The following is a 13,315-nucleotide window of genomic DNA, read 5'->3' as shown; positions in this document are numbered from 1 at the left end:
ATCTAAAAGCTGTGTTCGGGCCCGGGGTAGGTGCCCCGGGCTACCTCATCAGCGTAGGCCGCCGCGGCCGTGCGCAGTTCATCGCCGACATTGCCGAACCGCTTGACGAACTTGGCGGTCTTGCCGCTGGTGTATCCGGCCATGTCCTGCCAGACCAGCACCTGCGCATCGGTTTCCACGCCCGCGCCGATGCCGACGGTGGGAATGGTCAGCTTGCGGGTGGCCTGCGCGGCCAGTTCGGCGGGCACCATCTCCATGACCACCGCGAACGCGCCGGCCTCCTGCACCGCGATGGCGTCGGCGATGAGCTGCTCGGCGCCGTCGCCGCGACCCTGCACGCGGAACCCGCCGAGGGTGTTGACGCTCTGCGGCGTGAACCCGATGTGCGCCATCACCGGAATACCCGCCGAGGTGATCAGCGCGATCTGCTCGGCTACCCGCTCGCCGCCCTCGAATTTCACCGCCTGCGCCTGGCCCTCCTTCATGAACCGGGTCGCGGTGGCCAGCGCCTGCTGCGCGGAGGACTCGTAGGTGCCGAACGGCAGGTCGGCCACCACCAGCGCGTGCGGTGCGCCGCGCACCACGCCGCGGACCAGCGGGATGAGCTCGTCCGCGGTGATCGGCACCGTGGTGTCGTAGCCGTAGACCACGTTCGCCGCGGAGTCGCCGACCAATAGCACCGGGATGCCTGCTTCTTCGAACAGCCGGGCCGAGGAATAGTCGTACGCGGTGAGCATGGCCCAGCGCTGGCCGTCGGCCTTCATCTGCTGCAGGTGGTGCACCCGGGTCTTGCGCATAGCCTTCTTGGGCTGGCTGGGTGCCGCACCGTAGGCAGGGGTTTCCGAATCGGATACGGACATCTTCGTCCCTTTCGTCTGGTGTCTCCTCGGGGCCCATTCGGGTCCCCGGGTTCGTCTGACGAATTCCAGTGTGCCAGTTGTAGCCGGGCCGTATTAAGGTTCGCGACCGATGCGATTGGTCACATCGGGGGAAGTGACCGGGGGTCAGTTGCCCGCTGTGTCGGGCTCGGAGTACCAGATCAGCGGGGCGATCGAGACGCCGCCTTGGTTGTCGCCCGCCGAGCTGACCCAGTAGTGGTTGCGGTCGTCGATGACCTCGGCGGCGTGTGCGTCGATCTGACCGGCGCGATTGTCCGGGTCGAAATGGAGCGGGTTGTCGCTGTAGAACGCGGTGGTACCGACATAGCCGGGACGTGGGCCGATGAAGAGGTACCAATACATGCCGTGTTGCACGACGAAGGGCGATTCGGTGTTGCCGCCGCTGGTGCCGACGGTCGGGTCGGTGTAGGCCACGCCGCCTTCTTGCCAGTGCCGCAGGTCGTTGCTGGTGCGGTAGGCGACGACGTGATGTCCGCGCGATTGCGGCCTGGTCGCTGTGTAATACATGACCCATTGGTTGTCGACGCGAGTCACCATCGGGTCGCGGGCGTCATAGCCGTCGGTGAACAGCGAGCCGCTCGGTTCGCGGACCCAGTGATAAAGGTCGGTCGAGGTGGCGAGATTGATCGCGGAGTTACTGCCGTCCGGTCCTGCGGCGTAGAACATGTAATAGGTGTTGTCGGCGAAAACAATGTGCGGCGCCCACAGATGGCTCTCGCCGTAGGCGGGATCGGCGTGCAGTGCGGGCAGTTGTTTCACCCACGGCCCATGCAGGCTCGGCGCGATGGCGTGCGCGAAGACGACTTCGGTCGCCGGGTCGGCGGGCTCGACGTGGGTGATGCCGAACATGTGCCAGGTGTTGGTGGGTTTGTGGAAGACGAAGGTGTGGTCGTTGATGTACCACTGCCCCAACAGATTTGTGGTCGGGTCGTAGACCTTGGTGAACTCGCCGGCCTTCACCCGCTCCGGTGCGGTCGCCGCATCCGCTGGCGACACCAGACCGAGCACGAGCGCAGTCGTCACCGCGCAAAGGAGTCCTGCCCTCCGGTACGCGCGCAAGAGTGCACCTTCCGATAGGTGAGCCGAGGGGGAAATCGCCGGAAGATTAGCGCGCCAATGACAAAAGGACAAAACACGTGAATGTCGGCCAACTAATTCGACAAAACCGAGATCAATTCCCATCCGCAGACCACTCGGCAACGAATACTCCGAACCCCTCGATAAATACCCAACCGCATTTCACACTCCGACTCGCGCACACGCCCCACGATGACGACTTGACGTACCGAACATCCTCTTGACGCACGCTGCAGCATGCGTCAGGAGCACGCTTCGTACGTCAAGTCGTCGTTGCGTCGTTGCGTCGTTGCGTCAAGTCGTCGTCGCGTCGCTGTGGAGGCGTGGTCAGGGCTTCTGACCGGTGCGTTGTCTCTGTCGAGTCATCGAGCTGCCACTATCAGTGGATGGCTTTGGTTCGGAGTGGGCGCGGTGCGCTGATGGTGGCGGTGCTGGCGTTGGTGGCGGCGGGGTGCACGGTCAACGGGCATCCGACGGGGCCGATGCCTACGGCACCCGCCGAGTTGACGAAGTTCTACACCCAGACCGTCCAGTGGGGGACCTGCACCGGGTTCGGATCCGCGGACGATCGCTTCGCGCCGACCGCGCAGTGCGCACGGATCACCGTGCCGGTCGACTACGCCGCCCCGGACGGGCCGACCGCGCAGATCGCCGTCTCGCGGATCAAGGCGTCCGGCAAGAAGATCGGCTCGCTGCTGATGAACCCCGGCGGGCCGGGGGAGTCCGGCCTGACCATGTCGGCGCTGGGCAACAAGTCCCCGCTGGCCGAGCGCTTCGACCGGGTCGGCTTCGATCCGCGCGGCGTCGGCTCGTCCACCCCGGCGATCGTCTGCGAGACCGCAAAGGAGCAGGACGCCGAGCGGGCCGAACCGCAGAAGGACAACACGCCCGAGGGCATCGCCGCGGCGGAGAACGAGAATCGGCAGTACGCGGACCGCTGCACCGAACACACCGGCAAGGATTTCCTCGCCCGCGTCGGCACCCGCGAGGTGGTGCAGGACATGGACGTGATGCGCGCGGCGCTCGGCGACGCGAAGCTCAGCTACCTCGGTTACTCGTACGGCACCAAGATCGGTTCGGCCTACGCGGAGAAGTTCCCGGACCACGTGCGCGCCCTCGTGCTGGACGGCGCGATCGACTCCTCGCAGGACCCGGTGCAGGAGTCGCTGCGGCAGGCCGCGGGCTTCCAGAAGGTGTTCGACGCCTACGCCGCGGACTGCACGAAGAAGGCGGACTGCCCGCTCGGCACCGACAAGACGCAGACGGTGCAGCGTTTCCGCGCACTGGTGAACCCGTTGTGGGACAAGACCGTTCCGACCACCGACCCACGCGGCCTGAACTATGGTGACGCGCTCACCGGCGTACGCCAAGCCCTCTACACCAACGACCTGTGGCCGGTGCTCACCCTCGGCCTGTCCGAACTGCGCGACGGCCGCGGCGACACCCTGCTGCAACTGGCCGACCTGTACGACGGCCGCCGCGACGACGGCACCTACAGCAACACCACCGACGCGTTCAATGCCATTCGCTGCGTGGACGATCCGCGCATCAGCGACCGCGGCATCACCGGCAAGCAGGACATGGAATACCGCAAGGCGGCGCCGTTCCTGGACGACGGTCGCGGCACCGGCGCGGCCCCGCTGGATCAGTGCACGGTCTGGCCGGTGCCGAATACCAGTGAGCCGCACCGGATCACGGTGACCGGTCTGCCGAAGGTGGTAGTCGTGTCGACCACCGAGGACCCGGCGACGCCGTACCAGGCGGGCGTGGACCTGGCGTCGCAGCTCGGTGCCTCACTGCTGACCTATAAGGGCAATCGGCACACGATCGCGCTCTCGGGCGGATCGACTTGTGTGGACGACGCGGTCATCGACTATTTGGTCGATCTGACAGATCCGGAGCCGGGCCTCACCTGCTGACCGATCGGCCGGTGATGTCATTTTCCCACAACAAGCACAACACACTCAGCGTGTATGTAACACGGATTTAACGCCGGGTGCTTACTCTCGCGGACATGGATCGCCAGAAGGAATTCGTGCTGCGGACGCTCGAAGAGCGGGATATCCGCTTCGTGCGGCTCTGGTTCACCGACGTGTTGGGTTATCTGAAGTCTGTTGCCATCGCTCCGGCCGAGCTAGAGGGCGCTTTCGAGGAGGGCATCGGCTTCGACGGCTCGGCCATCGAGGGCTTCGCCCGGGTGTCGGAGGCCGACATGGTCGCCCGCCCGGATCCGTCGACCTTCCAGGTGTTGCCGTGGGCGACGAGCAAGGGACACCAGCACTCCGCGCGGATGTTCTGTGACATCACCATGCCCGACGGCTCGCCGTCCTGGGCCGACCCGCGCCACGTGCTGCGCCGCCAGCTGAACAAGGCCGCCGACGTCGGCTTCAGCTGCTACGTGCACCCCGAGATCGAGTTCTTCCTGCTGGAGAACGGCCCGGTGGACGGCTCGCAGCCGATCCCGGCCGACTCCGGCGGCTTCTTCGACCAGGCCGTGCACGACTCGGCCCCCAACTTCCGCCGCCACGCCATCGACGCACTGGAGTCGATGGGCATCTCGGTCGAGTTCAGCCACCACGAGGGCGCGCCGGGCCAGCAGGAGATCGACCTGCGCTACGCCGACGCGCTGTCCATGGCCGACAACGTGATGACCTTCCGCTACCTGATCAAGGAAGTCGGCATCGACGAGGGCGTGCGCGCGACGTTCATGCCCAAGCCGTTCGCCCAGTACCCGGGCTCGGCGATGCACACGCACATGAGCCTGTTCGAGGGCGAGGCGAACGCCTTCCACGATCCGGACGACCCGATCAACCTGTCCAGCACCGCGCGCGCGTTCATCGCGGGCATCCTGGAGCACGCGCCGGAGATCAGCGCGATCACCAACCAGTGGGTGAACTCCTACAAGCGGCTTATCCACGGCGGCGAGGCGCCGACCGCGGCCTCGTGGGGCCGGTCGAACCGGTCCGCGCTGGTGCGGGTGCCGATGTACACGCCGAACAAGTCCTCCTCGCGCCGCGTCGAGATCCGCAGCCCAGATTCGGCCTGCAACCCGTACCTGACCTTCGCCGTGCTGCTCGCGGCCGGTCTGCGCGGCATCGAGAAGGGTTACACGCTGCCGCCGGAGGCCGAGGACGACGTGTGGTCGCTGACCGTCGCCGAGCGCCGCGCGATGGGCTTCCGCGAACTGCCCGGCACGTTGGACGAGGCGCTGCAGGCGATGGAGCGGTCCGAACTGGTCGCCGAGACGCTCGGTGAGCACGTGTTCGACTTCTTCCTGCGCAACAAGCGCCGGGAGTGGGCCGACTACCGCAGCCAGGTGACGCCGTACGAGCTCAAGGAATATCTCGGGCTGTAGCGAAAAGGCGCGTTTCTGCAACCGAACGTATGTCCAGGTACGGGCGAGTCGTTAGCCGCGACCATGTAATTTGAGACCTATGGTCCGGCCCCCGACTGCTCGCTCTGCTGTCCCCGGCGTCGGGCGGCTCGGACTCCTCGAGCCCTCCGCCGCCGCCTCGCTGCATGAATTGGGCTGGGACAACGTCGAAAGTATCTCCGTGCTGTGGGCGCTCTCGCGTGCGCCCGACGCCGACCTGGCGCTGAACACGCTGGTCAAACTGCGCGAGCGGATGGAAAACAATTGGGCCGCACTGGATTCGGCGATCCGGTCGGAAACGGCGTTGCGCGGCAGGCTGTTCGCGTTGCTCGGCTCGTCCAGTGCGTTCGCCGACCATCTCGTCGTCGATCCGGCGGCCTGGGAGATTTTGCGGCGCAAAGAGTTGCCGGGTCGCGATGAGTTGATCGCCGATCTGCTCGACGCGGTGCATGCGGTGCCGGAGGAGGGGCCCAACGCGGGTCCGCTGCTGTTCCGGGCCGGTGCGTCCGGACCCGAGGTGGTCGCGCTGCTGCGCAAGCGGTATCGCGATCAGCTGATGCTGCTCGCCGCGCTCGACCTCGCGGCCACCGTCGAGAACGAACCGGTACTGGCGTACCAGGTGGTCGGTCGTCATCTGACCGCGCTGGCGGACGCCGCGCTCACCGCGGCGCTGTCGGTGGCGGTGGCTCGCGTGTGCAAGGACGGCCCGGTGCCCGTGCGGCTCGCGGTGATCGCCATGGGCAAGAGCGGCGCGTGCGAGCTGAACTACGTCAGCGATGTCGATGTGGTGTTCGTCGCGGAACCCGCCGACGCCACCGCGACCCGGCTGGCGGCCGAGATGATGAGCGTTGCCAGCGCCGCCTACTTCGAGGTCGACGCGGCACTGCGGCCGGAGGGCAAGGCGGGCGCGCTGGTGCGCACGCTGGATTCACATGTCGCCTACTACAAGCGGTGGGCGCGGACCTGGGAGTTCCAGGCGCTGCTGAAGAACCGGCCGATGACCGGCGACCTCGAGCTCGGCGAGGAGTACAAGGCCGCGCTGATGCCGATGGTGTGGACCGCCTCCGAGCGCCCCGACTTCGTCGCCGACGTGCAGGCGATGCGCCGCCGGGTGGAAGACCTGGTCCCCGCCGACATGCGCGAGCGCGAACTGAAATTGGGGCACGGCAGCCTGCGCGACGTCGAATTCGCCGTCCAGCTCCTGCAATTGGTGCACGGCCGGGTGGACGAGTCGCTGCACGTGCAGGGCACCGTCGAGGCGCTGACCGCGTTGGCCGCCGGCGGCTACATCGGCCGCGACGATGCCGCGAATCTCACTGCGTCGTATGAGTTCCTGCGACTGCTCGAACATCGCCTGCAGCTGCAACGCCTGCGGCGCACGCACACGCTGCCCGCCTCGGACGACGAGGAGGGCATGCGCTGGCTGGCCCGCGCCGCGCACATCCGGGCGGACGGCAGGCAGGACGCGGTCGGCGTGCTGGCCAACGAGATCCGCCGAAATGCCGTACGGGTGCGGCGATTACACGCCAAGCTGTTCTATCGTCCGCTGCTCGAATCGATAGTGAAGCTGGAACCCGAAGCACTGCGGCTCAGTCCGGACGCGGCGGTCCGGCAGTTGGCCGCGCTGGGCTACCAGGCTCCCGAACACGCGCTCGGGCACCTCAAGGCGCTCACCAGTGGAGTGTCGCGTAAGGGTCGGATCCAGGCACTGCTGCTGCCGACGCTGCTCGAATGGCTCGGCGAGACACCGAATCCCGACGCGGGCCTGCTCGCGTACCGGCGGGTGTCGGAGGGGCTCGGCGACCAGACCTGGTTCCTGCGCGAACTGCGCGACGAGGGTGCCATCGCGCAGCGGCTGATGATCGTGCTCGGCTCCTCGGAGTACCTGCCCGATCTGCTGATCAACGCGCCCGACACCATTCGGATGTACGCCGACGGGCCGGGCGGTCCGCTGCTGCTCAGCCCGCAGCCGGAAGACGTCGCACGCGGGATCATGCGGGCCGCCGGACGCTATAACGACCCGAAACGCGCTGTGGCGGCGGCACGTTCGCTGCGCAGGCACGAGCTGGCCCGGGTCGCGTCGGCGGATCTGCTCGGCATGCTCGACGTCCAGCAGGTCTGCCGTGCGCTGTCCTCGGTGTGGGTCGCGGTGCTGGAAGCCTCACTCGCAGCGGTGATTCGGGCCAGCGAGGCCGAAATGGGCGCGCCCGCACCCGCCGACTTCGCGGTGATCGGCATGGGCAGGCTCGGCGGCAAGGAACTCGGCTACGGGTCCGACGCCGACGTGTTGTTCGTCTGCGATCCGCGGCCGGGCGAGGACGAGACCAAGGCCGTGAAGTGGGCGAGCAACGTCGCCGACAGGGTGCAGAAATTGCTCGGCGCACCGAGCGTCGACCCGCCGCTGCTGGTGGATGCCGGGCTGCGGCCCGAGGGACGCAACGGCGCGCTGGTTCGCACGCTGGCGGCCTACGACGCCTACTACCAGCAATGGGCGCAGTCGTGGGAGGTGCAGGCGCTGCTGCGGGCTCATCAGGTGGCGGGTGACCAGCAGCTCGGTGTGCGCTTCTTGCACGTCATCGACAAGGTGCGTTATCCGGAGGGTGGGGTATCGACCGAAGCGGTGCGTGAGATCCGGCGGATCAAGGCGCGCATCGACGCCGAACGACTGCCGCGCAACGCCAATCCCGCCACGCACACCAAGCTCGGTCGTGGCGGTCTCGCGGATATCGAGTGGACGGTGCAGCTGATGCAGCTGCGGTACGCGCACGACGTGCTGGGCTTGCACAACACCTCAACGTTGGAGTCGCTCAACGTGATCGAGGAGACCAAGCTGCTCGACGCGTCCGATGTCGCGCTGCTGCGGGACGCCTGGCTCACCGCGACGAAGGCCCGCAACGCGCTGGTGTTGGTGCGCGGCAAACCTGCCGACCAGTTGCCCGGGCCTGGGCGGTTGTTGTCCGCGGTCGCCCGGGTGGCGGGCTGGCCCAACGACGACGGTAGCGAGTTCCTCGATCACTACATGCGCGTCACCAGGCGGGCAAAAGCGGTGGTGGAGCGAGTCTTCGGGCAGTAGTCGCGGGTGCTGAAGCCGCAGTGCATCCGAGTTCGATGCCTGCCAGTGCGTCCGGGCTCGTGCCCGCCGAAAACGGTTGTGGCCGAGCCACTTCCGCTAGCTGTTCGAGCTGACGGCGGCACCGGCGGCCTGAGTTCGAGGTTCGCCGTTCAGGACCGGCGCGAAACGGTGTCGGCGCGGTCGTGGTTGGCGCGGATCTCGTCGTGGTGGTCGGCGGCCCAGCCGATCAGCTGCATGACGATGTCGTGCAGGCCGTGGCCGAGGGGCGCGAGTGCGTACTCGACCCGCGGTGGCACCTCGGCGTAGGCGGTCCGCGTGATCAGGCCGTCCTGCTGGAGCTGCTGCAGGGTGTGGGTGAGCATGCGCTGGGAGATGCCGGGGATCCGGCGCTGCAGGTCCGTGTAGCGCAGCGGGCCGTCCTGCAGGATGGCGACGATCAGCATGCTCCATTTGTCGCCGACCCGGTCCAGCACCTGCCGGATGAAGGCCATGTGGTCGGCGGGGATGTTCGCGCACGGCCCGATCGCGGCCGCCATCTCCACACCAGCGTTGTCCTGCATAGCGCCCATTCCTCTCCGTCGCGCACACCGGTGTGCCTTTTGTACCGCCCTCGATTCTGACGCATCATGTCGCTACGCACAAATAGTATGAATCGAGGTCGAGTCGATGAAGGTAGCGATCTGGGCCCGGTCCCTGACCGCACCTCCTCGTCTCGCATCTAGGAAAGGCACAACCGCTATGTCGTATCTGCTGCACGTCGATTCCGCCGCGCCCGGTGCGGCCTCGGTCTCCCGCCAGGTCGCGCTGTCCTTCCGCGATCAGTGGCAGGGCCCGGTCGTCCACCGCGATCTCGCCGCGAACCCGGTGCCGCACCTGACCGCCGCGGGCATCGCCGCCCGCAGCATCGACCCGGCCCGCCACACCCCGGAGCAGGCGACGGCCGCCGCTCTCCAGGATGAGCTGATCGAAGAGTTCCTCGGTGCGGACGCATACCTGTTCACCGCGCCGATGTACAACCTGTCGATGCCGTCGGTGTTCAAGGCGTGGCTGGACCAGATCATCGTCACCGACCGCACCCTCTTCTTCTCCGGCGCTTCCCCGGCCGCGGGCCGCCCGGCCGTGCTGATCTCGCCCCGTGGCGGCGGCTACGGGCCCGGCACCCCTAAACACGGCCTGGACTTCGTGGTGCCCACGCTCGAGGCCGTCCTCGGCCACGGCATCCTGGGCCTGAACGTGACCGCGGTGATCCCCGAACTGACGATGGCCCCGCACTCGGAGGCCCTCGCCCCGCTACTTCCGCTGCACAAGGCGTCGCTGGCCGCCAGCCACGAGCAGGCGCGTCACCTCGCCACGACCCTCAGCCCCACCCGAGCCGCCTGACGCCACATCCCGGCTTGCCGCACTGACACGAGTGCGGCACCGGGGTGATGCGGTCGAACTAGTTCGTGACCGAGGGCGCGGGCTCGATGAGCAGACCTGTTCGCTCAGCACGCTTTTCGCCCCACTCGTACAGCGCGGTGAGGGCGGGGACGAGGCTCCAGCCTTCGTCGGTGAGGTCGTATTCGACCTGCGGTGGCACGGTGTCGAACACGGTGCGGCGGACCAGCCCGTCGGCTTCCAGCTCGCGCAACTGCTGAACGAGCATCTTCTCGCTGGTCGTCGGCATCTGCCTGCGCAGCTCACCGTAGCGTCGCACGCCTTCCTTGAGGTGGGCGAGGATCACCGGCTTCCATTTGCCGCCGATGAGGTCGACGGTCACCTCCACCGCGCAGTGATAGCGCTTCTCGGGCATTGCACGCCTTTCGGGTACTCACTAAAAAGTGCGTTCTTGTAACACTGTAATCATCGCGATTCCATGGGTGGAGTACCGCATTCCTACTGCAGACATGGAGCCCGAATCCCTATGAAGGTCATCGTTTTCGACCGTTTCAAGCCCGGCGTGACCTTGGAGACCATCAACCCGTATCTGCCCGAGGAGGTCGCCAATGTGTGGCGGCTGTGGAAGGCGGGCATCGTGCGGGAGAACTACGCGCGCGCCGACGAGCCGGGCGTGGTGATCGTGTTCGAGGTGGACAGCGTCGAGGAGGCACAGCAGTACGTCGCCGACTTCCCGCTCACCAAGGCCGGCTACCTGGAGTGGACCTACGTCCCGGTGCAGGCTCCGCTGCCGCTGGAGGCGCTGATGGATCCGAAGGTCGACGTCGCCGAGCCCTACGACCGGACCAAGTGAGGGCGCTGCGATGCGAAACGGCTTCGGTCTCAGCATTCCGGAAACCGTGGCGGACGCGTGCGATCCCACGCGGATGGCGTTGCTGATCTACGACATGCAGGTCGGCATCGTCGGACAGATTCCCGACGGTGACAAGATCGTGCGGGCGTGCGTGCAGTTGCGAGATGCCGCTCGGGCCAACGGGTTCCGGGTCTTCTACACCCGGCATGTGTCGCTGCCGATCGCCGCGTCCGGCGTCGCCCAGCTGCGCACCGCCATGCAATGGCAGCGGGTGGCCGACCTGGACGAGCTGCACGCCAGCTTTCCGCAGGGATCGCCGCAATACCAGCTCACGCCGGAGCTGACACCCGATGCGAACGAGGTGGTCTTCGACAAGATCACCATGTCCGCCTTCGCGGCCACGCCGCTCGATATCGCGTTGCGCGACTGCGGAATCGACTCCTACGCGATCGCGGGCATCGCCATGGAGGTCGGGATCGAACCCACCGTCCGGCACAGCCTCGACCTCGGCTACCTGCCGATCATGGTCACCGACGCGTGCGGCGCGGGACATCCGGCGGCGGCGCAAAGGTCCTACGCTACTTTGGAATTCGCGGGCGGGTCACTGATGACCGACACCGCCACCCTGACCGATCTGATGACACGGCCCTGACTCCCTAGCGCACAGGCACCCCACAACGATCCGTTGTGGGGTCGAGGGATGTGCCTGTGCGCTAGGGATTACCCGGCGGTGAGTTCTTGGAAGCGGTCGACGAATTCACGAATCGCCTGGCGGTCCTCGTCGAGTTCCGGATGTTGGCCGTGTTCGACGGTCACCGTCACCACGCTGCCTGCGCGCAGTCGCAGCACGTCCGAGCAGGTTGGCAGCAACGGTGCGTTCACGCTGCGTCCGTTGCTGCTGACGGTGATTCGTGAGGTGTATCCCATCATCGTCAGCAGGAGTTCTTCGGCGCTGTCGGTGGTGAGTGGGCTCGCGATGCGGAACTCTTCGACGTACATCCGGCCTCCTCCGTCGCCTGCGGCCCATTTTAAGCGGCGGCAATGCTCATGAAGACCTCGGGAACTCCACGGTCGGCGCACAACATCTCCATATTCGCCACCTAGGGTCGGGGCATGCCGAATTGGTTGGAACGAGTAGTGCTCGGGGTGGGATGGTGTGCGCTGGCGGCGGGGCTCGCCGGGGTCGTGCTGCATTTCGGAGCTTGGCAGCATCGGCCGCTGGTCCTGCTGCAGTCGGGGGCGTCGTATTTGATGATCGGCTCGGTCGTCGGGCTGGTGATTTTCCTGATCGCGCAGGGTTGGCGCAGTGCGGGCGTGGCGGCGGTGGTGGTCGGCGTGGTGGCGTGGACGTTGGTGCCTGCGTTCGTTCCCGAGGGGCGCGCGGCCAGTGGGCCCGAGATAATGGTGATGCAGTCCAATCTGTTGTTCGGGCAGGCCGACGTCGACGCGGTGGTGCGGGCGGTGCGGGACAACCACATCGACGTGCTCACCGTGGACGAGCTGACGAAGGGCGCGGTCGACCGGCTGGCGGCGGCGGAGCTCGGCACCCTGCTGCCGTACTCGTACCTCCGGCCGACCACCGACGGTGGCGGCGGCACCGGCATCTACAGCCGATACCCATTGCGCGACACCAAGAAATACGACGGCTTCATCCTCGAGCAGGTGTCCGCGACGATGGACCATCCCGACCGCGGACCCATCACGGTGTTCGCCTTCCACCCGGTCCCGCCGCCGTTCAACTTCGCGGACTGGCTCGTGGAAATGCGCAAGATTCGCGAGATCCTCGACGCGCAACAGGGTCCAGTGATCGTCGGTGCGGACTTCAACGCGACGCGCGATCACGCGGCCTTCCGCGAACTGCTGCACGGCCGTTTCGCCGCCGCGGCGGATCAGGTGGGCGCTGGACTACTGCCGACGTATCCCAACGACCGCAGCTGGGGACCGCTCATCGGCATCGATCACGTCCTGCTCGCCGATGCCACGGCACAAGAGCTGCACACGTTGAGCATTCCGGGATCCGATCACCGCGCGTTGATCGCGCGAGTGCGGTTGAATTGATCTCGTAGGTACGGGCTTACTGCGCGTAGGGGCTTGCCGCCAGCGATGTGAACGGCAAAGTGGTGCCGAGCGGCTATCAGCGCGTGGAGGCGTTCCGCACCGGAGTGCTGGAAGGCGAGCAGGTTTGCCTGGCTCGCTACAAGTGACCGCTACACCGGCAGCGACCGCAGGGAGTTGAGCGTCGTCGCCAGCGCGCGGGCGGCCTCGGCTCCCTTGGTCACGAAGTGCTCGGTGAAGTAGGTGACGTGCTCGCTGTGCTCGTGGAAGTGGTGCGGGGTGAGCACCACCGAGAACACCGGGACGTCGGTGTCGAGCTGCACCCGCATCAGGCCGTCGATCACCGCGGACGCGACGAAATCGTGCCGGTAGATGCCGCCGTCCACGACCAGCGCCGCCGCGACGACCGCCGCGTACCTGCCCGAGCGGGCGAGGCGCTGCGCGTGCAGTGGGATCTCGAACGCGCCGGGCACGTCGAAAACCTCGACGGCGGCCGGGTCGTAGCCGAGGTCGGCGTACTCCGCGGTGAAGCCCTCGTAGGCCTTGCCGACGATGTTGCTGTGCCAGCTGGCGCGAATGAACGCGACGGATCCGGTGGTTCCCATCCC

At 66.9% G+C, this 13,315-nt stretch carries 13 protein-coding genes; 7 read left to right on the top strand and 6 right to left on the bottom strand.

Features of this window, described 5'->3' with window-relative positions; translation table 11 throughout:
• Positions 1 to 2 precede the first annotated feature (2 nt).
• Positions 3 to 860, bottom strand: a complete 858-nt coding sequence (gene panB / locus ACIBK2_RS30935) for a 3-methyl-2-oxobutanoate hydroxymethyltransferase (RefSeq protein WP_396972237.1) — start codon at positions 858 to 860, stop codon at positions 3 to 5.
• A gap of 144 nt (positions 861 to 1,004) precedes the next feature.
• Positions 1,005 to 1,922 (bottom strand): glycosyl hydrolase family 32, encoded by a 918-nt coding sequence (locus ACIBK2_RS30930; RefSeq protein ID WP_396972235.1) that lies wholly within the window; start codon positions 1,920 to 1,922, stop codon positions 1,005 to 1,007.
• Between the two features lie 440 nt (positions 1,923 to 2,362).
• Here ACIBK2_RS30930 and ACIBK2_RS30925 point away from each other — a divergent pair, with 440 nt between their 5' ends.
• The 3 genes from ACIBK2_RS30925 (at position 2,363) to ACIBK2_RS30915 (ending at position 8,422) form a co-directional block, all read left to right on the top strand.
• Positions 2,363 to 3,895 (top strand): alpha/beta hydrolase, encoded by a 1,533-nt coding sequence (locus tag ACIBK2_RS30925; RefSeq protein WP_396972233.1) that lies wholly within the window; start codon positions 2,363 to 2,365, stop codon positions 3,893 to 3,895.
• 95 nt (positions 3,896 to 3,990) lie between these two features.
• Entirely contained in the window at positions 3,991 to 5,331 is a 1,341-nt protein-coding gene (locus ACIBK2_RS30920; RefSeq protein ID WP_107655058.1) for a glutamine synthetase family protein, read from the top strand.
• 79 nt (positions 5,332 to 5,410) lie between these two features.
• A complete protein-coding gene (locus tag ACIBK2_RS30915; RefSeq protein ID WP_396972230.1) occupies positions 5,411 to 8,422 on the top strand; it encodes a bifunctional [glutamine synthetase] adenylyltransferase/[glutamine synthetase]-adenylyl-L-tyrosine phosphorylase in 3,012 nt (1,003 codons plus the stop codon).
• 149 nt (positions 8,423 to 8,571) lie between these two features.
• On the opposite strand, the gene ACIBK2_RS30910 is transcribed toward ACIBK2_RS30915, so the two are convergent.
• Positions 8,572 to 8,982 (bottom strand): winged helix-turn-helix transcriptional regulator, encoded by a 411-nt coding sequence (locus ACIBK2_RS30910; protein WP_396972228.1) that lies wholly within the window; start codon positions 8,980 to 8,982, stop codon positions 8,572 to 8,574.
• 178 nt (positions 8,983 to 9,160) lie between these two features.
• Between ACIBK2_RS30910 and ACIBK2_RS30905 the strand changes: the two genes are divergently transcribed.
• Entirely contained in the window at positions 9,161 to 9,802 is a 642-nt protein-coding gene (locus tag ACIBK2_RS30905; RefSeq protein ID WP_396972226.1) for an FMN-dependent NADH-azoreductase, read from the top strand.
• Between the two features lie 58 nt (positions 9,803 to 9,860).
• Here the strand turns inward: ACIBK2_RS30905 and ACIBK2_RS30900 are convergent, their stop codons facing one another.
• The gene (locus ACIBK2_RS30900) at positions 9,861 to 10,214 is read right to left on the bottom strand and encodes a winged helix-turn-helix transcriptional regulator (protein ID WP_379286948.1); all 354 of its coding nucleotides are present in this window, start codon (positions 10,212 to 10,214) and stop codon (positions 9,861 to 9,863) included.
• 111 nt (positions 10,215 to 10,325) lie between these two features.
• On the opposite strand from ACIBK2_RS30900, the gene ACIBK2_RS30895 reads away from it, so the two are divergent.
• Both ACIBK2_RS30895 and ACIBK2_RS30890 read left to right on the top strand, forming a co-directional pair.
• Positions 10,326 to 10,652 (top strand): hypothetical protein, encoded by a 327-nt coding sequence (locus ACIBK2_RS30895; RefSeq protein ID WP_069165855.1) that lies wholly within the window; start codon positions 10,326 to 10,328, stop codon positions 10,650 to 10,652.
• 10 nt (positions 10,653 to 10,662) lie between these two features.
• Positions 10,663 to 11,304 carry a cysteine hydrolase gene (locus tag ACIBK2_RS30890; RefSeq protein WP_396972223.1) on the top strand — a complete coding sequence of 214 codons (642 nt, stop codon included), beginning with the start codon at positions 10,663 to 10,665 and terminating at the stop codon, positions 11,302 to 11,304.
• 68 nt (positions 11,305 to 11,372) lie between these two features.
• Here the strand turns inward: ACIBK2_RS30890 and ACIBK2_RS30885 are convergent, their stop codons facing one another.
• Positions 11,373 to 11,651 carry a hypothetical protein gene (locus tag ACIBK2_RS30885; protein WP_396972221.1) on the bottom strand — a complete coding sequence of 93 codons (279 nt, stop codon included), beginning with the start codon at positions 11,649 to 11,651 and terminating at the stop codon, positions 11,373 to 11,375.
• A gap of 114 nt (positions 11,652 to 11,765) precedes the next feature.
• Between ACIBK2_RS30885 and ACIBK2_RS30880 the strand changes: the two genes are divergently transcribed.
• Positions 11,766 to 12,710, top strand: a complete 945-nt coding sequence (locus ACIBK2_RS30880) for an endonuclease/exonuclease/phosphatase family protein (RefSeq protein WP_396972219.1) — start codon at positions 11,766 to 11,768, stop codon at positions 12,708 to 12,710.
• A 149-nt stretch (positions 12,711 to 12,859) separates the two neighbouring features.
• On the opposite strand, the gene ACIBK2_RS30875 is transcribed toward ACIBK2_RS30880, so the two are convergent.
• Entirely contained in the window at positions 12,860 to 13,312 is a 453-nt protein-coding gene (locus tag ACIBK2_RS30875; protein ID WP_396972217.1) for a 6,7-dimethyl-8-ribityllumazine synthase, read from the bottom strand.
• Positions 13,313 to 13,315: the final 3 nt, after the last annotated feature.

Origin of the sequence: Nocardia sp. NPDC050175, assembly GCF_044459885.1 — a bacterium.
Lineage (GTDB): Bacteria > Actinomycetota > Actinomycetes > Mycobacteriales > Mycobacteriaceae > Nocardia.
Note: the sequence above shows the minus strand (reverse complement) of the source record. Positions and strands in the feature narration are given on the sequence as shown.